The following is an 18,199-nucleotide window of genomic DNA, read 5'->3' as shown; positions in this document are numbered from 1 at the left end:
TTACTCCTTACTCAGGCGACAGCCTGGCTCACTGTTGGCATCGCAAGGCTTAACGCCTGCTGTTCATTGGCTTCTTCATGCAGCAGTTCGCCGGCGATTTGTCCTTCGCGCATCACCACGATGCGGTCAGCGACGCCCAGCACTTCCGGCAGGTCGCTGGAGGCAAACACCACGGCGACACCGGAGGCGGCGAGGCCATAGATCACATTGTAAATTTCATGTTTGGCGCCGACGTCGATGCCGCGGGTTGGCTCATCAAGCAGGATCACCTTCATCTCTTCCGACAGCCAGCGGCCAAGGATCGCTTTCTGCTGGTTGCCGCCCGACAGGTTCATAATCAGCTGTTCCGGGCCCGGCGTTTTAATATTCAGCGACTGGATATGTTGATCGGCGTTGTCCGCCTCCCAGGCGTTGTTGATCAGGCAGCCAGCGTGAATATGCTTGCGCCGGGCGCTGATATTGATGTTATCGCGCACGGAATGCACCGGAATAATCCCCTCCGCTTTACGATCCTCCGGGCACAGCATCATCCCGGCCTGGATGGCCTGGGCCGGTTTGCGAATGGAGACGGGCTGGCCATCGATATACACCTGACCGCCGGTTATCTGCGTGCCGCCAAACAGGCCTTTCATTAGTTCGCTGCGCCCGGCACCTACCAGTCCGAACAAACCGACAATTTCACCGCTGCGCACCGAGAGACTAACCGGCGTGCGCACGCCCGGCGCTTTGACCTCTTCCAGGCGCAGCCGCTCCTCGCCATAGGGGCGAGGCTTCCAGCCATAAATATCGCCCAGATTGCGGCCTACCATTGCCTGGACCAGGGCGTCGTGGCTGACGCTCGGCATATCGTCAAAGGTGCAAACGTAGCGGCCATCTTTAAAGACGGTGATGGCATCGCTGAGGGCAAAAATCTCTTCCATCCGGTGTGAAACATAGATGATGACCCTTCCCTCCTCCCGCAACTCGCGGATGACGCGAAACAGGTTGTCGATCTCTCTGGCGGAGAGCGAGCTGGTCGGCTCATCGAACGCGATAATCTTGGCGTTACGCGCCAGCGCTTTGGCAATCTCCACCATCTGCCATTGACCAATGGAGAGATATTTCAGCGGCGTCTCCGGGTCGATATCCAGACCCAGATGCTCCAGTTGCAGGCGGGCCTCATAGTTGAGCAGCGAGCGATTGACGATGCCGCCTCTGTGCGGCAGCTGACCGAGATAGATATTTTCGGCGACGGTCATCTCCGGGATCAGATGCAGCTCCTGGTAGATAATTGCCACGCCGGCGTTCAGCGCCTCCATGGTATTGGCGAATGCCATCTGCTGGCCGCCGATCTGCAGATGGCCCGCGGTCGGGATATAGTTGCCGCTGAGAATTTTCAACAGCGTCGATTTGCCTGCGCCATTTTCGCCCATCAGCGCGTGGATCTGTCCTGGGTAGCAGTCAAAACTGATATCGGACAAGGCCTTTACGCCAGGGAACGTCATGGTGATGCCGCGAAATGAGAGATAAGGGGTAGACTGTTGCATAACGACTCCGCTCTTCTGCACTCAGCCCCCGCGCCGCGGCGGGGGCCAGTTTAATCAGGCTGTTACAGCCCTTTTTTCGCCAGCTCTTCTTTGAAGTTATCGCGGGTAATCAACACCACATCGGTCACCGCCGTGAACTTCGGCGGCTCGACGCCCTTGGTGACCCAGTTGTAGAGCATTTCGCTGGTTTTGTAGCCGTGGATATCCGGGCTTGGCAGCAGAGAACCATAGAAGCCGGTCGGCTGCGCCTTCGACAGTTCGTTAACGGCATCCACGCCGTTGATGCCGATGCCAATCACATCGGGAGCTTTAAAGCCCTGACCTTCGGTCGCGCGCACGCCGCCGAGGACGGTGTTGTCGTTCATCCCGACGATCAGCCAGTGTTTAACCTGCGGATGCTGGACCAGCATCGAGTTACCGGCGTCGAACGCTCCCGGGATATCGTTGGATTTTGTCGGCACGCGGTAGATTTGCGCGTCCGGGAAGCCGGCCGCCTTCAGGGCATCGATGGAGCCGGTGGTGCGACGGCGCGCGGTATCCAGCTCATCGGCGGTGATCGCCATTACGGCGGTGTCTTTGACATCCCAGCCGCGCTTTTGCATCTCTTTATAGAGTTCCTGCCCCTGACGGGCGCCAATTTCGCTCGCCGCCATCATCACCAGCGGTACGCTCTCCATCGGTTTGCCTTTCGCATTGACGAACTGGTCATCGACGGTAATCACCTTCATGTCATAGCCACGCGCTTTGGCGACAATCGCCGACCCGAGCTTGGGATCGGGGGTACAGATGACAAAGCCCTTCGCGCCGCTGGCCGCCAGGCTGTCAATGGCATTCAGGGTTTTCTCCCCATCCGGAACCGCAATTTTAATAACGTCAAAGCCTAAATCTTTTCCTGCTTTATCAGCAAATTTCCACTCAGTCTGAAACCATGGCTCTTCCGGCTGTTTCACCAGAAAACCCAGTTTAAGATTTTCCGCCATAGCTGATTGTGACATAACCGCAGCGAGACCAATGGCCGCCAGCGCTTTAGTAAATTTGTGCATGGTAAACTCCAGCTTTAATTCGCTTTCATGTAGGGAAAAATCGGAATTAACAATTTAATCGGCATCAAAACAAGGCATTAGAAAAATCGCATTCCCCACTGCCGTTGTTAGAGTAGTAATACCCGGAAATTATTTCTCCATACGAGAGCATTATCACATCGCGGAATTACAGTAATTGCGTACATACATTTAGCAAAAAATGACATAAAAAATGACACAATTGTCATACAATTTTACCGGGGCATAGCAGGATCATCTATACCATCAGCAGGCTTATCCTTGTGTTGTCAGAGGATGTTTAACGGTGGGTTACAGCACTGTTATCATCAGCGATTGACGGCGTTGCTGCGGGCGATCGCCTGTGCGCCACTCAAATGGCAACCCACCTCGCACCGCTGAGCCACATGGCCCGCTTAATATCGCGAAAAAACGGATCTTTGGCGTAATTTATTCCGAATAGAAAAAATATATTCCTCTTGATAAAAGCGCCTGCAACAAAAAATAAAAATAATGATCATCAACCTGAAACATTACTAATGAAATAACTTATTCCGTTCTCTTCTACGACGAATCTCGTAGTCAAATACTTATATCTTATAACCAATCTGAAACCAGCGAGCCCCTGCCAACGGCGCACAATCTCAGCCCTGGTAGTTTGCACAAATAATGGTGTAACAAAACGTAAATTACCGCGCTTGAGAGTTTTCTTAATTTCGTTGAGCGAGTATTCTTAAATCGTCGGCAAATGGAAAAAATACCCGACTCATACGGAATGTGTAGAGTTTTATTATTCTGCAACAGTGCCGCGTGTCACTATTTTATCTTGTAGTTATCCGCAGGATCCGCTGACGCGCACCAGTAACCCCTTCCCGGTTAATAAGGATATTTTTTATGGCAGTTCCAGGAATGGCACAAAAGCTAAACACCCAAATGAATCTTGAGTTTCACGCCTCTAACGTTTACCTGAACTTAAGTGAGTGGTGCGCCCGACATCGCTTCGACGGCGCCGCGACGTTTCTGCGCACCCGCGCGCAAAGCAGCATCACCCTCACTATGCGCGTATTTGACTACCTGAAAAAAGCCGGCAGCTGGCCGATCGTCAATCCCGACCACGCCTGTAACCCTGAGTGCACCTCGCTGGAAGATCTGTTTACCCAAACCCTGAGCGATTACCAACAGCGCAGTCGTCTGCTGAGCGGTCTCGCTCAGGAAGCCAAAGCGCAAAGCGATGACAGCACCTGGCGGTTTCTCACGCTGTTGGCGGAAGAGCAGCAGCAGGATGGCCTGCTATTGCAAAGCGTGCTTGAGGAAATTCGTAATGCCGATAAAGCCGGTCTCGGGATGGAGCAGACCGATCGGCGTCTGATGGCTATCGTTGGAGAAGCGCAGAAAGCGCATTAATCAAGCCTTTATCGCTCTGCCAGGGGGAGCGCGTCTGCGCTGCCCCGCCCGGTTTATTAATCCATTACGTCTATTTTTTCTCCCCTATTATTCCTTTCAAGAATAAAAAAGTTTTAACTCGATCCCATTCCCTCATCACCGTTACCCCATAAGGGGGATTAGTGAGCGCGGTCACTTTTTGACGAACCATAAAGAAATATAAAAACAGTGTTTCAAAAATATAAAACACGAGGTTTATTTTTTATGGCTAGATACACGGCTTCAGCCTCTGAAGGGCTGCAGGGAAGACCGATCTTGTTACGCCATCAGTTAGCCTACGGCGGCGGAAATCTGTTAGGGAGCGGCGCACTGGCGATAAGCGGCGCATGGCTACTCTATTTTTATACGACCTTTTGCGGCCTGACGCTGATCGAGGCCTCATTTATCTTCTCCGTCGCCAGCATCATTGACGCTATCAGCAACCCGCTGATGGGCTATCTGACGGATAATTTTGGCAAAACGCGCTTGGGCAAGCGCTTCGGCCGCCGGCGTTTCTTTCTGCTAATCGGTATTCCGCTGATGATGTTCTACCCGCTGCTGTGGGTGGAAGGCCTGAGTTTCTGGTACTACCTTAGCACCTATGTGGTGTTTGAGATCATCTACACCTCTATCATGGTGCCTTATGAAACGCTGGCGACAGAGATGACCGATGATTTCTCACTGCGTTCAAAACTGACCGGCTATAAAGCTATCTTTGGTAAGCTGGCCAACTTCCTCGCGGCGTTTATTCCCGGCCAGTTCATTCTGCTGTATGGCAAAGATTCTGCCACCCCTTTCTTCCTCACCGGTCTGACCTATGGCGCGATCCTGATCGTCGCTATTTCCTGCCTGTGGTTGTGCAGCTGGGAGCGTGAGCGCGGGGAAGAGGTGGAAACCAGCGCGAAAAAAGGACTGCTGAGCACCCTGCTGTCGCTGGCGAAAGATATGCGTTCGACTTTTTATCTACGCGTATTCCGCAAACATCTTGGTATGTACCTGTGCGGCTTTGGCGCGGAATGGCTGTTTGCCTCCATCTTCACCTATTTCGTGATCTTCGTTCTACAACACGATCCAGCGATGGTGGCCGGGCTGAACAGCCTGAACTCGATTCTGCAGCTGATCTCTACGGCGCTGTTTATCGGCCTGTGCGTGAAAAAGGGCTTCAGCAAACCCTATATCCTGGCGCTGGGGATCGTCATTTTCGCGGTTCTGCTGTATACCTCGCTGTGGTTTTTCCATCTACCGTCCGGCCTGGCGACAGTGCTGATGTTCGGCATTACCGTGCTGTTCGGCCTGGGTACCGGCGGGGTTTACTATATACCCTGGACCGTTTACACCTTCCTGGCCGATGTCGATGAGATCTACACCGGACGCCGGCGGGAAGGGATCTATGCCGGCGCCATGACCTTCTCGGGAAAAATTCTGCGCTCGATTGTGGTGTTCTCGATGGGGGCGATCCTGAGCTTCTACGGTTTCCAGTCAAAAGCGCACAGCCAACCGGAAAGCGCGGTGACCGCTATCGCAGTGGTATTCTGCGTCGGGGTGATCGCATTAGCCCTGGCCGCCATCGTCTTCAGCAAGCAGATGAAGCTGGACCGGAAGGCCCATCTGGTGGTGCTGCAGGAAGTCGCGCGGATAAAAGCGGGCGGCAAAATTAGCGATATTGCGCCGGACGTGCGGGTTATCGTGGAGGATCTGGTCGGCCATCGCTACGAAGAGTGCTGGGGCAACAGCAAATTGTTCAAAGATGCTGCCCCTGCGCCTGCGCAGACCGTCGTTTCCCATTAAAGAAGAAGGCCCCGCCGGTATCCGGCGAGGCCTGGTATTAATGCGTTTCTTCCTGTGGAGTAAACTTCAGCTCAATCAACGCGATCGCTTTTTGCACCGCGCGAAGGGTCACCGGATCGGCAGAAGCCGGATGGCTGGCGAAGTCGATAGCTTTCAGCTGAGTGGTCATTTTTTCACGCACTTCCACCGGCGCAATGACGTCAATGACATCGAGGATCTGTTTGATAACCAGCTGGCAGGCAACCACATCGGAAACCAGCTCGTCGTGTTCGGTAAGATGTTGAGACATTAATTACTCCTTTTTTCAGGAGCGTAATAGTACCCTAAATCGTTAACGATAATAAAACCTGCCGTCGCAGGTTTTTTTATCTACCCTACTGGCTGGCGGGTCGTCTCCTGCCGCTTTGCACAGGATCACACTCTTGATGGCAGTGACAACATGAATACCGCGATCTCTTCCCGCGATGAACGTGCTTTTTCAGCGCCGGCGCTGCTGGTGGCCGGTGCCTTTTTTATGGAGTTTCTCGACGGGACGGTGATCGCCACCGCCCTGCCCGATATGGCGAGGGATTTTGGCGTCACCGCGGTCGAACTGAATATCGGCATCAGCGCCTATCTGATTACCCTTGCGGTCCTGATCCCGGCCAGCGGCTGGATCGCCGATCGCTTCGGCGCCCGGGCTATTTTTACTCTCGCCCTGGCGATCTTTACCCTTGCCTCGGTCTTCTGCGGCCTCTCCACCGAGGTGCATATCTTTGTCGCCATGCGTATCCTTCAGGGAGTCGGCGGCGCGCTGATGGTCCCCGTTGGTCGCCTTGCGGTGCTACGCACCACGCCGAAACACCAGCTGATCAAGGCCATCGCCACCCTGACCTGGCCGGCGCTGGTGGCCCCCATTATCGGCCCGCCTTTGGGCGGCTTTATAACCCGCTACGCCAGCTGGCACTGGATCTTCTTTATCAATGTCCCGCTGGGCCTTGCCGCCATCATCCTTTCGCTGCGCATTATCCCTGATATTCGCGAAACGGAACGGCGCTCCTTCGATCTCAGCGGATTTATCACTACCTCGGTCGCGATGGTCAGTCTGGTGACCGCGATGGAGCGGCTCGGCGATCGCCAGCCGCAGATCTGGCCGACGCTGGCTCTCGCCGCGCTTGGCTTCGGCTGTCTGTTATATTCCATTCGTCATTTCCGCCGGGCGGCGGCGCCTATGGTTCGTCTCGACGCCCTGCAGGTGCCGACGTTCCGGGTGACAATGTACGGCGGCTCGTTGTTCCGGGCCTCCATCAGCGCGGTGCCTTTTCTGCTCCCCCTACTGTTCCAGGTGGGATTCGGTATGGATCCTTTTCATTCCGGCCTGCTGGTGCTGGCGGTGTTTGTCGGTAATTTAACCATTAAACCCGCCACCACACCGCTCATTCGCTGGCTGGGCTTTCGTCGGCTACTGCTGATCAATGGCGCGTTGAACGTCTGTTCGCTGCTGGCTTGCGCGCTGCTTACGCCGCAGACGCCGGTCTGGGCCATCATGCTGATCCTTTATCTCGGCGGGGTGTTTCGCTCAATCCAGTTTACCGGTGTAAGCACGCTGGCCTTCGCCGATGTCCCCGCCGCGCAGATGAGTGATGCTAATACGCTGTTCAGTACCGCGTCGCAGCTGGCGGTAGGGCTGGGGATCACGCTCGGGGCGATTGGCATTCGCCTGGGCGAGCAGGTCGGCGACTGGCTGCATCTTACTGAACTACCGGGGATCAGCTTCCGCCTGTCGTTTGTGTTTATCGCCTTGATCTGTCTGGTAGGGATGATCGACAGCCTGCATCTGGCCAAAACGGCCGGCAGCAGCGTGTCGGAGAAGAAGAAATAGAAGAAAAAATAAACGACGGAAGGGCCAGCGGCGCTGGCCCTGATGACGGTTAAGCGACGATCTGGCGAACAAAGTCTTCGATTGCTTTATCCTGGCAGTTTTCGAAGAAGCACTGCTGGAAGCGTGGGCCGGAGACTGCGGTTTTCACCAGCTGCGGATCGATGGCGCGCAGGGTATCGAGGTAGTTCTCTTTTACTACTGCTGCTTTGACCTGGTTGAGGATCCCGGCATTGCGCACCTGCGGTTCTTTGCGCTCCGGCGGATAGCCTTCGCCGTTGCGGCCGGTAAAGGCTTTTTCAAAGATAAACCGCACATTCAGTTCGGCGCCCCAGCCGAAGCCTTTGGCAAACGGCAGCGACAGCGCATTACCGTTGTTGATCTGGGCAAACAGGAACGCATCCGCCGGATCGATACAGTAGCCGCAGACCACGCCCGGATGGATGTTCAGCGACATCAGCGCCCCCTGACCGGTACCGCAGCCGGTGACCACGAAGTCAACTGCTTTCGAATTCAGCAGAATACTGGCCATGATCCCAAGATGGATGTAGGTCAGATGATGATCGTTCTCATCGCTCATGCCGACGTTATAGACCGGGAATCCTTTTTCGTCGGCAACCGCGTTAAGCTCCTTGAGGATGATGGCGTTTTTGTTCGCCTGGCTGTTCTCCATCATCAGTGCAATCTTCATGGTTTACTCTCCTGAATGCTGTGCGGGCCTGCCCGCAGAATGTCATTGGCGTTGACTGCACTCTACTACCTTGAAAACAAACTTTCAAATTTTATGAAAAGTTGTTTTAAAATTTACGCAGTGCTTCACACTTTCGCAAACTCCCCCTGTCTGTTGACCTCAGCCCTCTGCATGCTGGCGCATCCGCTTCGTCCTCCCTTACCACCCGCCGGCGACAAAGTCCTGACCGCCCCTGGCAACAATGAATAATAAATTAAAAGCATTCTCATTTATTATTAAACTGCCAATGCGTGTTATTCCCATTAGCATTTTAAATAAAACATTTTTAAATTTACTTTTTGCAAATAATTAAATAACAAATTATAGTGGCAGCCAATAACATCTATTATTTAATTCCAGGAGTGCAACGATGCTGAAAACGGACATGATTGACAAACTCAATGAACAGATGAATCTTGAACTCTATTCTTCTCTTCTTTATCAGCAGATGAGCGCCTGGTGCAGTTACCACAGTTTTGAAGGCGCCGCGGCCTTCCTGCGTCGCCATGCTCAGGAAGAGATGACCCATATGCAGCGCCTGTTCGACTATCTAACCGATACCGGCAGCCTGCCGCGGATCAACGCTATCGCCTCCCCGTTTGCCGAATATGCCTCACTCGACGAGCTGTTCCGCCAGACCTACGAGCATGAGCAGCTGATCACGCAAAAAATAAATGAACTGGCGCACGCGGCCATGACCAGCCAGGATTACCCGACCTTTAATTTCCTGCAGTGGTATGTTGCTGAACAGCATGAAGAAGAGAAATTATTTAAATCGGTGATCGATAAACTGACCCTCGCTGGAAAAAGCGGCGAAGGTCTGTACTTTATCGATAAAGAGCTGGCTACCCTCGACGCGCAGAATTAATCCCCCGCGCCGCGACAGTCCGTGTCGCGGCCCTCTTAATGTCGGCAGATCTTATTTTCTGCGGTAGTAAAACCTTCCTCTCTGGCAATAAATTTGCCTTTTTTCTCTAAAAACGCCACCAGCTGTGCGGCGCTTAGATTCTCTGCTGAACAGGTGTGAAACCGCGCCTCTTCGCCAAAGCGGCGGCGAATGGCGGCCTCCAGCGAGGCAACCGTCCAGGACTCACCCGAGGCGAGCATCATCTGTAAAACTTCATGACCATGAATAGAAGACATAACCCCTCCTGCAAAAACCGCCAGCTTAGGCCAGACCGTCAACCCGCGCCTTGCGCCAGCGCAGGCTTTCGCCCTCTTATTATGTAAACATTTCATTACACAACTTGTAATCCCGATTTGACGAAAGCCGTAATATCCCCTACTCTGCGCGGCATAATTTATTGTTATTTGCTGTAGGGATAGCGAAAAGCGTGAAAAACCGCACTCTGGGCAGTATTTTAATCGTAGCTGGCACCACCATCGGTGCAGGAATGTTGGCAATGCCATTGGCCGCCGCAGGCGTCGGCTTTACCGTCACGTTGGGTTTACTTTTCACCCTGTGGGCATTGATGTGCTATACCGCCCTTTTGCTGCTGGAAGTCTACCAGCATGTCCCTGCCGATATGGGGCTCGGTTCTCTGGCGGCGCGCTATCTGGGCCGTTATGGGCAGTGGGTTACCGGATTCTGCATGCTGTTTCTGCTGTACGCCCTCACGGCAGCCTATATCAGTGGCGCCGGTGAATTACTCGCTTCCAGCCTCAACCAGTGGCTGGACTGGCAGCTACCGCCGGCCGCAGGCGTACTGATCTTCACCCTCCTCGGCGGGGCGGTAGTGTGCATTGGCACCGCGCTGGTGGATCTGTTCAATCGCTTCCTGTTTAGCGCCAAAATCGTCTTCCTGGTGATTATGCTGGCCCTGCTGATGCCGCACATTCATCAGGTGAACCTGCTGACGCTGCCGGTTGAGCAAGGCCTGGCCCTGTCGGCCATTCCGGTGATTTTCACCTCCTTTGGTTTTCACGGCAGCGTCCCGAGCATCGTCAGCTATCTGGGGGGGGATATTCGCAAATTGCGCCGGGTATTTATCATCGGCAGCTTTATTCCGCTGGTGGCCTATATTTTCTGGCAGCTGGCGACGCTGGGCAGTATCGACGCCCCGGCCTTTACCGCCCTGCTGGCAAATAACGCTGGTCTGAACGGCCTGCTGGAGGCGATCCGCGAAGTGGTGGCGTCACCGCATGTGGAGCTGGCCGTTCACCTGTTTGCCGACCTTGCGCTGGCGACGTCATTCCTCGGCGTCTCGCTCGGCCTGTTTGATTATCTGGCGGATATGTTTCAGCGTAAAAACAGCGTCGGCGGGCGTCTGCAAAGCGGGATAATCACCTTCCTGCCGCCGCTGGCGTTCGCCCTGTTCTATCCCCGCGGTTTCGTCATGGCCCTCGGCTACGCCGGGGTGGCATTAGCCGTGCTGGCGCTGATAATGCCGGCCCTGCTGGTCATGAAGAGTCGCCGAGAGCATCCGCAGGCTACCTGGCGGGTCGCCGGCGGCGCACCGACGCTATGGCTGGTTCTGCTGTGCGGGATCGGCATCGTGGCTATTCAGTTCAGCATCGCTGCCGGGTTGTTGCCCGCGGTGGGATAAAAAAGGGGCCTGCTGGCCCCTTGTTCATTTCGCTAAGCAACACTGCTTATACTTTTTACCGCTGCCGCATGGGCAAGGATCGTTGCGTCCGACTTTCGCTTCATTTCTTATTGGCTGCGGGGCTTCCACCGGCTGCGGATTCGCTGTCCAGTACTGGTAAAGCGCCAGCGCCGCCGGCGTGATACGCTCGATGCTGGCGATAAATTCATCCGCCGTCAGATTATCCAGCGCGCTAAACTGTTCTTCGCTGCCGTGGAGCGCGATAGCGTCCAGCTCCGGCTGGAGTTCAGCGGGCAACGTCGACCAGTCGCTCAGTGCCACGCCGCGCAGATAGCCAAAGCACCACTCCTCGACTATGGTCAGCTCCTGACCTTCCGCTTCGCGGGTGCCGAACAGCGGTTCGAACTGATCGGGATAAGACTCCAGCCGTTCGGCGATATCGCTCATATGCTGCAGCGTTAGATTGACAAAGCGATCGCGCTCGCGATCGTTGGCCCAGCGCGGGACATTATCCGCCCCGCCCCAAATCGCCAGCAGCCACTGAGCGGGTTCGATGTCGGTCGGCGCAGAGAGGATCGCCGTCAGCAGGCCATCCAGTTCAGAGACATCCAGAATGGCGCCTTCGGCGGCGTATTTCGCCAGAGTGTCATCCAGCCATTCCAGTTCGTTTACGTTCAAAGGTCCGGTATTCATTCACAGGCTCGCATGGTAAAAATCGGGCCTACAGTAGCCGAATTGCCGACAGAAAGCCACCCGGCGATACCTATTGCGCCGGTGTCAACGATACGCGATCAGGCCAGGCCGCGCAGCGCCGACGCCACCTCACGACAGGCCTCCTCCCCTAACGAAAGCAAAGGACGGGGAAGCGAGTCTGGATCGCAGAGTCCGAGCATCGCTGCGGCGCTGGCTATCACTCGCAGGCTACCACCATAGCGATCAAAGCATCGCCATAGGGGGGCCAGCTGCTCATTCAGTGCCGCAGTCTGCGCCACATCGCCGCTACGTATCGCTATTACCAGCGCCAGTGAGCAGCGGGGAAAGAGTCCGCCGCAGACCGAATACCAGGCTTCGCAGCCGGCCTGCAACCCGGCAGTGGCCCACGCATCGCCGCTGACGCCAAGCGTAACGCGAGAGGGAAGATGCTGACGCAGGGCCGCTACACGTTCGCTCGCCTGTGGCGCGGGCAGGCCGGGAATTTTAATCGAGGCAATGGCCGGCAAGGCGGCGATGCGCCCCTGCAGCTCATCCGCCAGCATTACGTGGGTAGTGCGGGGATTGTCATACAGGCAAACCGGCACCGAGACATGCCGACAGACTTCTTCGTAAAAGGCAAAGATCTCCTCCGCGGAAAGCGGCTGATAGGACATCATCGGCAGTAATAACGCATCCGCCCCTGCCTCCTGAGCATCCTCCACCAGGCGTAGCACCTCGTTAGTCGCAATGGCGCCGACGCCGACCATCATCGGGATCGACCCCGCATGCGCCTTCGCCACCTGCACCACTCGTCTGCGCTGCTCACGGCTGAGATAAGCGTAGCTACCGGTTGAACCTAAGATGCCCAGAGAGTCGACTCCGGCATCGGTAAGACGGGCGAGAATACGAATAAACGCTTTTTCATCAAAATCTTGCTGATGCAAAGGTGTCAAAGGAAATGCGCAAAGTCCACTGAACATGCTGCCTCCGGCAGGCTGGGATAAGAGTCCGGTTGATAGTAGCAAGGCGCGATCGTTTTGTCCTGGGACAAATGAGAAATTGACTGTAAGGCAAGAGTTAACCGAAAAACGCCGTGGCGTCAGGCTGGCGGGAAAGGTATCAGAAAGCGAAAGTACAGAAACAAAAAAACCACCCGTAGGTGGTTTCACGACACTGCTTATTGCTTTGATTATTCTGTATTTCCCAATGGTACCCGGAGCGGGACTTGAACCCGCACAGCGCGAACGCCGAGGGATTTTAAATCGTGCGTTTTTTACCTCATAATCAAAGATATACAATCGATTTTCATAACAAACATGAATTATATTATCTATAATTATCAGATAGTTAAAGACCTACAAGCCACTTAATTATGAAGGGTTTGGTCCTATAAATTCAGGGCGTTTGTCATATCAAGCACTACAGATGTTCACTTTCCGAATCTTACTTACAAGATTGCGTTTGTCGCGATATTTAACTGCTGAAATCCAGCAGCGGACATTGAAAGAATAAGAACTGAACTCATCAGATTGATCCTATGTACCTGAAAGGCCAAAACAATATTTTGCCATTCTTAACTCAATCCCGATCTGACAGATCAACGATTGAAAGCAACAAACATTTCCATTATTCTGGAAATATAGAATTATTGATTGTGAGAGTAAGTATGGAACTGAACGTAGCAGCGACGATGCTGAAAGAGCTTGGGCACGCGACAAGACTTTGTATTTACAAAAGCCTGATCAAAGCAGGGCCTCAAGGCATACCCGTAGGTGAACTTCAGAAACAACTTGTGATCCCTGCATCCACACTGAGCCATCATCTTTCATCTCTGATTTCTGTATCACTGGTTCGTCAGGAACGTCAGGGGAGAACGCTGTACTGCCACGCCTGTTATGAGAATCTTGAAACGCTGATTGTTTTCCTGACAGAAGAATGCTGTTCAGGTACAGACGGACAGCTCGATAACAATAACAACCTAGGAAAATACAATGACCTCTGAACTTAAGAACATTGATGTAAACCTGTTTGATGCCACCATTACTGAGGCCCGGTTGGGTGTTGCTGAAGTGCTTCACCCTCCTCGTATCCTGATGCTATATGGCTCAGTACGTGAACGCTCTTACAGCCGACTGGCAACGGAAGAATCGGCAAGGTTACTGACCGCCATGGGCGCAGAAGTGCGGATCTTCAATCCTTCTGGCTTACCTCTTCCTGATGATGTGCCTGACTCGCATCCTAAAGTCATGGAACTGCGCGAGCTGGTCCGTTGGTCCGAAGGGATGGTGTGGTGTTCTCCTGAACGCCATGGTGCGATGACCGGGATCATGAAGGCCCAGATTGACTGGATACCGTTATCAGAAGGTGCAGTTCGCCCTTCACAGGGTAAGACACTGGCCGTTATGCAGGTCTGCGGTGGCTCTCAGTCTTTCAATGCCGTAAACCAGATGCGCATTCTTGGCCGCTGGATGCGGATGATCACCATCCCGAATCAGTCCTCTGTCGCAAAAGCCTGGCAGGAGTTTGATGAAGATGGACGCATGAAGCCGTCGTCTTATTACGACCGGATCGTGGATGTGATGGAAGAACTTGTGAAATTTACTCTGCTGACCCGAGGTAACTCAGCCTATCTCGTTGATCGCTACAGCGAACGAAAAGAGTCTGCAGAAGAACTTTCCCGGCGGGTTAATCAGAGCAAAATTTGAGGGCTGGTATGAGTGATGTAACAGCATTCAACAACTGCATGAGCGTGTTCTGGCGGCAACATGAAGCCGAACTCTCTCGCTTTCTGACATCAAAGACTGGCGATAGCGAAAAAGCAGCAGACCTTCTGCAAGAGCTATTCCTGCGTGCCCGCGCTCATTCAGACAGTTTCTGCGAGATGGAGAATCCGCGAGCCTGGCTATATCGGGCGGCGAGGAATCTGCTGATTGATGAGTACCGCACCACCAGGGAGTTTGTTGAGCTGGAAGAAGTTACCCCATTAACAGACGCATCCCCTGATGCAATCTCAACGCTGGATATTTGCCTGCCTGAAACATTACAGGCTTTATCCGAAGATGATCGGTGGTTGATTGAAGAGTCCGACCTTAACCGGCGTCCCCAGCAGTCTCTGGCTGATGAGCTGGGAATCACGCTTACGGCGTTTAAATCCCGTCTGCTTCGTGCCAGAAAGCACCTGAAAGATACGATGACAGAACTTTGTCAGATTGAGGCGGATGACACGTCTCCCGTCTGCTGCCACAAAAAAATGAATTAATCGCGCATCTTTTTCCCACCACCTTCGTTTACCTCAGTGTAAAGCCAAATAACTAAACACTGAGGTGAACAGTCCATGTCAAAAATTGAGATCTTTGAATCTGCAGGCTGCTGCGCAACCAGTAGCGTTGTGGTCAGTGACGAAGCCGTCAAATGGAACGCCTGCGCCGAATGGGCGAAAAAAAATGGCGTTGATATTCAGCGCTATAGCCTCGCGAAGAACCCGCAGCAGTTCCTGAATACGCCTGTTATCAAAGAGTTCCTGAACACATCAGGGATGGAGTCCCTCCCTGTCACCTTACTCGACGGCAAGCTGGTGATGGCTGGCAAACTGCCGACTCGTGAAGATATCGCCCGTTGGGCCGGTATTCAGCTTCCTCAGGACTGGAGTGAAGACAGCGCGCAACCAAGCTGCTGCTGCATTCCACGTATGCCTTAATTACAGAGGAGCTATCACTGATGAATATGCCATTTTTAAAAGACATTCCCCCGTTCATCTTCTTCACCGGTAAAGGTGGAGTAGGTAAAACATCCCTCGCTTGTGCTACTGCGGTGTGGCTGGCCGATCAGGGTAAGAGAACGCTTCTGGTGAGTACCGATCCGGCTTCCAATGTCGGTCAGGTATTTAGCCAGACTATCGGCCACCAAATAACAGATATCAGTACCGTCCAAAATCTTGCGGCGATGGAAGTTGACCCGATGGCTGCAGCACAAGCCTATCGTGACCGAGTGCTCGACCCTGTTCGCGGGCTGATGCCTGCCGATGTAGTCAGCAGTATTGAAGAGCAACTCTCCGGTTCTTGTACTACGGAAATCGCGGCATTTGATGAGTTTACTGGTCTTCTTACCAACCATGAGTTGCGGGAAAAGTATGACCATATCGTATTTGATACTGCGCCAACCGGTCATACCATCCGTATGCTTGAGCTGCCAGGAGCCTGGAGCGGTTATCTCGAAGCGAACCCTGATGCTGCCGCTAACCTCGGGCCGTTGGTGGGGCTGGAGAAACAGCAACACCAGTACTCCGATGCGGTTAAAGCACTGTCTGATGCTGCACTCACGCGCTTAGTTCTGGTTGCCCGAGCCCAGGCTTCAACACTGAAAGAAGTCTCTCATACGCACGATGAGCTTTCTGCTATCGGTTTACAGCATCAACACCTTGCTATCAATGGCGTGCTGCCGCCGTTTGCAGGTGAAAATGATCCACTGGCGCAAAGTATTTTGGCTCGGGAGGAAAAAGCGCTACTTGCTATGCCAGAGAATCTGGCGAACCTTCCCCGCTCGCAGCTGTATCTGAAGCCATTTAATCTGGTCGGTCTCGAAGCCTTGCGTGAGTTATTTACAGAGAGCGAAGCCTCGATGTCTCTCCCGACTACCACGCTGAACACTCTGGATTTACCGAAACTTGCCTCACTGGTGGATGAACTCAGCCTGACAGGTAAAGGTCTGGTAATGACGATGGGTAAAGGCGGTGTGGGCAAAACGACTGTTGCGGCATCGGTGGCGGTATCTCTGGCAAAACGCGGCCATAAGGTCCATCTGACCACGTCCGATCCGGCAGCACATCTGTCTTATACTCTGGATGGCTCGCTACCAAATCTTCAGGTCAGCCGTATCGACCCGAAGGTAGAGACGGAACGCTATCGTCGTTTTGTTCTGGAAAATCAGGGGAAAGGGTTAGATGCAGAAGGGCTGGCGGTGCTGGAGGAAGATCTCCGCTCGCCATGTACTGAAGAGATCGCCGTCTTCCAGGCGTTCTCGCGGGTCATCAAAGAGGCTGACGACCATTTTGTCATTATGGACACAGCGCCAACGGGCCACACGCTTCTGCTACTGGATGCAACAGGAGCCTATCACCGGGAAATGGTGCGCCAGATGGGGCAAACACATGAGCATGTGATGACGCCAATGATGCAATTGCAGGACCCGGAGAAGACGAAGGTGATTATCGTGACGCTTGCCGAAACGACACCGGTGCTGGAAGCAGCAAACCTGCAACAGGATTTGCGTCGGGCTGAAATTGAACCATGGGCATGGGTAATCAATAGCAGTCTGGCTGCTGCGAAACCGTCCTCACCGTTCCTGGTAACCCGAGCCAGTCGCGAACTGCCGCTGATAAATGACGTTACAGAGCAGTTTGCAAAGCGTATTGCATTAACACCACTGCAGAACGAAGAACCAGTGGGTGCGGCTCTGCTGGCAAAAATGGCAGGCTAATAGATGGGGCTACGGCCCCATTTACTGCAGCCAAACTTTTGCTTATACAGGTTATAAGTTTAAGTACTTAACCTGCTGTCGCGAATTCCGGTAGTTTGTAAAACAACATTACTGGAGTAACACGATGCACATTATTAATGCTGAAGAACAGCACATTACCGCGATACGCAATATCTATGCTCACCATGTTCTGCATGGTACAGGTAGCTTCGAAACCGAACCTCCGGATACGCAGGAAATGCTTAACCGACTGAGGAGCATTCAGTCTCGGGGATTCCCTTGGTATGTCGCTCTGCATGGCGATACGGTCATCGGCTACTGTTATATTTCCCGTTACCGCGAACGCCATGCCTATCGGTATACGGTCGAAAATTCGATATATATTGATTCGGCTTATCAGCGACAGGGCGTCGGAAAAGCACTGCTCGATCATGCATTAAAATGGGCCGAGTCCCAGGGATATCGTCAGATGATTGCTGTTGTAGGTGACAGCGCTAACGTCGCTTCTGTTGCGCTGCATATCCGCGCAGGATTTACTGAAATAGGCACATTAAAGGACATTGGTTTTAAACATGGCCGCTGGCTTGACACGGTTTTGCTGCAAATGAAACTTGGTGAAGGGAATAGTACTCTGCCAGAAGATTCAGGTCTTATGCTCTGAGACAGGAATAAGGGGGCATCAGCCCCCTTTATATTTATTTCAATCGCTTCCCTGTTTCATCAACGACTTTCTCGCCGTCTTCCTTTGCAAATGCGCCTTTTTGCGCATCCGGAAGAATATCCAGTACCACTTCGGAAGGACGGCACAGACGCGTTCCCAACGGTGTCACCACAATCGGGCGGTTAATCAGGATCGGATGCTGAAGCATAAAATCGATTAACTGATCGTCAGTAAACTTATCTTCCGCAAGTCCAAGTTCTTCATAAGGCTCGACGTTTTTACGCAGCAGCGCCCGTACTGTAATCCCCATATCTGCGATAAGTTTGACCAGTTCATCGCGTGACGGTGGATTTTCAAGATAATGAATAACGGTCGGTTCATTACCGCTGTTGCGGATCATCTCCAGCGTATTACGCGACGTGCCGCAGGCCGGGTTGTGATAAATGGTGATATTGCTCAT

General features: G+C 53.3%; 20 protein-coding genes and 2 pseudogenes. 13 read left to right on the top strand and 9 right to left on the bottom strand.

The genetic code is table 11. The features are described from left to right. Window positions 1-11: 11 nt before the first annotated feature. Both araG and IB144_RS09620 read right to left on the bottom strand, forming a co-directional pair. A complete protein-coding gene (gene araG / locus IB144_RS09625; protein ID WP_002911516.1) occupies window positions 12-1,526 on the bottom strand; it encodes an L-arabinose ABC transporter ATP-binding protein AraG in 1,515 nt (504 codons plus the stop codon). Window positions 1,527-1,588: 62 nt separating this feature from the next. After that, window positions 1,589-2,569 (bottom strand): arabinose ABC transporter substrate-binding protein, encoded by a 981-nt coding sequence (locus tag IB144_RS09620; protein WP_002911518.1) that lies wholly within the window; start codon window positions 2,567-2,569, stop codon window positions 1,589-1,591. A 361-nt stretch (window positions 2,570-2,930) separates the two neighbouring features. Between IB144_RS09620 and IB144_RS09615 the strand changes: the two are divergent. Together IB144_RS09615 and IB144_RS09610 are read left to right on the top strand one after the other, a co-directional pair. Further along, window positions 2,931-3,026, top strand: a pseudogene (locus IB144_RS09615) (hypothetical protein); the annotation flags it as partial. A 434-nt stretch (window positions 3,027-3,460) separates the two neighbouring features. Next, entirely contained in the window at window positions 3,461-3,970 is a 510-nt protein-coding gene (locus IB144_RS09610) for a non-heme ferritin-like protein (RefSeq protein WP_004175413.1), read from the top strand. Window positions 3,971-4,040: 70 nt separating this feature from the next. Here IB144_RS09610 and IB144_RS09605 read toward each other — a convergent pair whose 3' ends face one another. Further along, window positions 4,041-4,199, bottom strand: coding sequence for a succinate dehydrogenase (locus tag IB144_RS09605; protein WP_004148869.1), 159 nt, complete (start codon window positions 4,197-4,199; stop codon window positions 4,041-4,043). Between the two features lie 65 nt (window positions 4,200-4,264). On the opposite strand from IB144_RS09605, the gene IB144_RS09600 reads away from it, so the two are divergent. After that, complete coding sequence (locus IB144_RS09600; RefSeq protein WP_002911522.1) at window positions 4,265-5,776, top strand: MFS transporter; 1,512 nt, start codon at window positions 4,265-4,267, stop codon at window positions 5,774-5,776. Between the two features lie 37 nt (window positions 5,777-5,813). On the opposite strand, the gene IB144_RS09595 is transcribed toward IB144_RS09600, so the two are convergent. Beyond that, a complete protein-coding gene (locus tag IB144_RS09595; protein WP_002911524.1) occupies window positions 5,814-6,065 on the bottom strand; it encodes a DUF2766 family protein in 252 nt (83 codons plus the stop codon). A 150-nt stretch (window positions 6,066-6,215) separates the two neighbouring features. Between IB144_RS09595 and IB144_RS09590 the strand changes: the two genes are divergently transcribed. Beyond that, a complete protein-coding gene (locus tag IB144_RS09590) occupies window positions 6,216-7,637 on the top strand; it encodes an MFS transporter (RefSeq protein WP_004148871.1) in 1,422 nt (473 codons plus the stop codon). A gap of 49 nt (window positions 7,638-7,686) precedes the next feature. Here IB144_RS09590 and IB144_RS09585 read toward each other — a convergent pair whose 3' ends face one another. Beyond that, the gene (locus IB144_RS09585) at window positions 7,687-8,325 is read right to left on the bottom strand and encodes an RpiB/LacA/LacB family sugar-phosphate isomerase (RefSeq protein ID WP_002911528.1); all 639 of its coding nucleotides are present in this window, start codon (window positions 8,323-8,325) and stop codon (window positions 7,687-7,689) included. A 171-nt stretch (window positions 8,326-8,496) separates the two neighbouring features. On the opposite strand from IB144_RS09585, the pseudogene IB144_RS09580 reads away from it, so the two are divergent. Then, window positions 8,497-8,677 (top strand): annotated as a pseudogene (locus IB144_RS09580) (hypothetical protein). Between the two features lie 57 nt (window positions 8,678-8,734). Further along, the gene (gene ftnA, locus IB144_RS09575; protein WP_004141101.1) at window positions 8,735-9,232 is read left to right on the top strand and encodes a non-heme ferritin; all 498 of its coding nucleotides are present in this window, start codon (window positions 8,735-8,737) and stop codon (window positions 9,230-9,232) included. A 35-nt stretch (window positions 9,233-9,267) separates the two neighbouring features. Here the strand turns inward: ftnA and IB144_RS09570 are convergent, their stop codons facing one another. Beyond that, complete coding sequence (locus tag IB144_RS09570) at window positions 9,268-9,507, bottom strand: YecH family metal-binding protein (RefSeq protein WP_004175410.1); 240 nt, start codon at window positions 9,505-9,507, stop codon at window positions 9,268-9,270. Between the two features lie 191 nt (window positions 9,508-9,698). On the opposite strand from IB144_RS09570, the gene tyrP reads away from it, so the two are divergent. Beyond that, the gene (tyrP, locus tag IB144_RS09565; protein ID WP_004151453.1) at window positions 9,699-10,910 is read left to right on the top strand and encodes a tyrosine transporter TyrP; all 1,212 of its coding nucleotides are present in this window, start codon (window positions 9,699-9,701) and stop codon (window positions 10,908-10,910) included. Window positions 10,911-10,934: 24 nt separating this feature from the next. Here tyrP and IB144_RS09560 read toward each other — a convergent pair whose 3' ends face one another. Both IB144_RS09560 and IB144_RS09555 read right to left on the bottom strand, forming a co-directional pair. Continuing rightward, window positions 10,935-11,603, bottom strand: a complete 669-nt coding sequence (locus IB144_RS09560) for a YecA family protein (RefSeq protein ID WP_065888607.1) — start codon at window positions 11,601-11,603, stop codon at window positions 10,935-10,937. Between the two features lie 98 nt (window positions 11,604-11,701). After that, a complete protein-coding gene (locus IB144_RS09555; protein ID WP_065888608.1) occupies window positions 11,702-12,583 on the bottom strand; it encodes a dihydrodipicolinate synthase family protein in 882 nt (293 codons plus the stop codon). Between the two features lie 686 nt (window positions 12,584-13,269). Here IB144_RS09555 and IB144_RS09550 point away from each other — a divergent pair. The 6 genes from IB144_RS09550 (at window position 13,270) to IB144_RS09525 (ending at window position 17,739) form a co-directional block, all read left to right on the top strand. Then, window positions 13,270-13,605 carry a metalloregulator ArsR/SmtB family transcription factor gene (locus tag IB144_RS09550; RefSeq protein ID WP_064081146.1) on the top strand — a complete coding sequence of 112 codons (336 nt, stop codon included), beginning with the start codon at window positions 13,270-13,272 and terminating at the stop codon, window positions 13,603-13,605. After that, window positions 13,595-14,308, top strand: a complete 714-nt coding sequence (arsH, locus tag IB144_RS09545) for an arsenical resistance protein ArsH (protein WP_031280392.1) — start codon at window positions 13,595-13,597, stop codon at window positions 14,306-14,308. Before IB144_RS09550 ends, arsH begins: the two co-directional genes overlap by 11 nt. Window positions 14,309-14,316: 8 nt before the next feature. Beyond that, on the top strand, window positions 14,317-14,862 hold the full coding sequence (locus IB144_RS09540) for a sigma-70 family RNA polymerase sigma factor (protein ID WP_017880243.1): 546 nt from the start codon (window positions 14,317-14,319) through the stop codon (window positions 14,860-14,862). Window positions 14,863-14,937: 75 nt separating this feature from the next. Continuing rightward, on the top strand, window positions 14,938-15,300 hold the full coding sequence (locus tag IB144_RS09535) for an arsenic metallochaperone ArsD family protein (RefSeq protein WP_017880244.1): 363 nt from the start codon (window positions 14,938-14,940) through the stop codon (window positions 15,298-15,300). A 20-nt stretch (window positions 15,301-15,320) separates the two neighbouring features. Further along, window positions 15,321-17,078, top strand: a complete 1,758-nt coding sequence (gene arsA / locus IB144_RS09530; protein WP_131091259.1) for an arsenical pump-driving ATPase — start codon at window positions 15,321-15,323, stop codon at window positions 17,076-17,078. 124 nt (window positions 17,079-17,202) lie between these two features. After that, window positions 17,203-17,739, top strand: coding sequence for a GNAT family N-acetyltransferase (locus IB144_RS09525; RefSeq protein WP_064081148.1), 537 nt, complete (start codon window positions 17,203-17,205; stop codon window positions 17,737-17,739). A 34-nt stretch (window positions 17,740-17,773) separates the two neighbouring features. Here the strand turns inward: IB144_RS09525 and arsC are convergent, their stop codons facing one another. Then, window positions 17,774-18,199 carry a glutaredoxin-dependent arsenate reductase gene (gene arsC / locus IB144_RS09520; RefSeq protein WP_017880248.1) on the bottom strand — a complete coding sequence of 142 codons (426 nt, stop codon included), beginning with the start codon at window positions 18,197-18,199 and terminating at the stop codon, window positions 17,774-17,776.

The organism is Klebsiella sp. K4, from assembly GCF_014596785.2.
Taxonomy (GTDB): Bacteria; Pseudomonadota; Gammaproteobacteria; order Enterobacterales; family Enterobacteriaceae; genus Klebsiella; species Klebsiella pneumoniae.
Note: the sequence above shows the minus strand (reverse complement) of the source record. Positions and strands in the feature narration are given on the sequence as shown.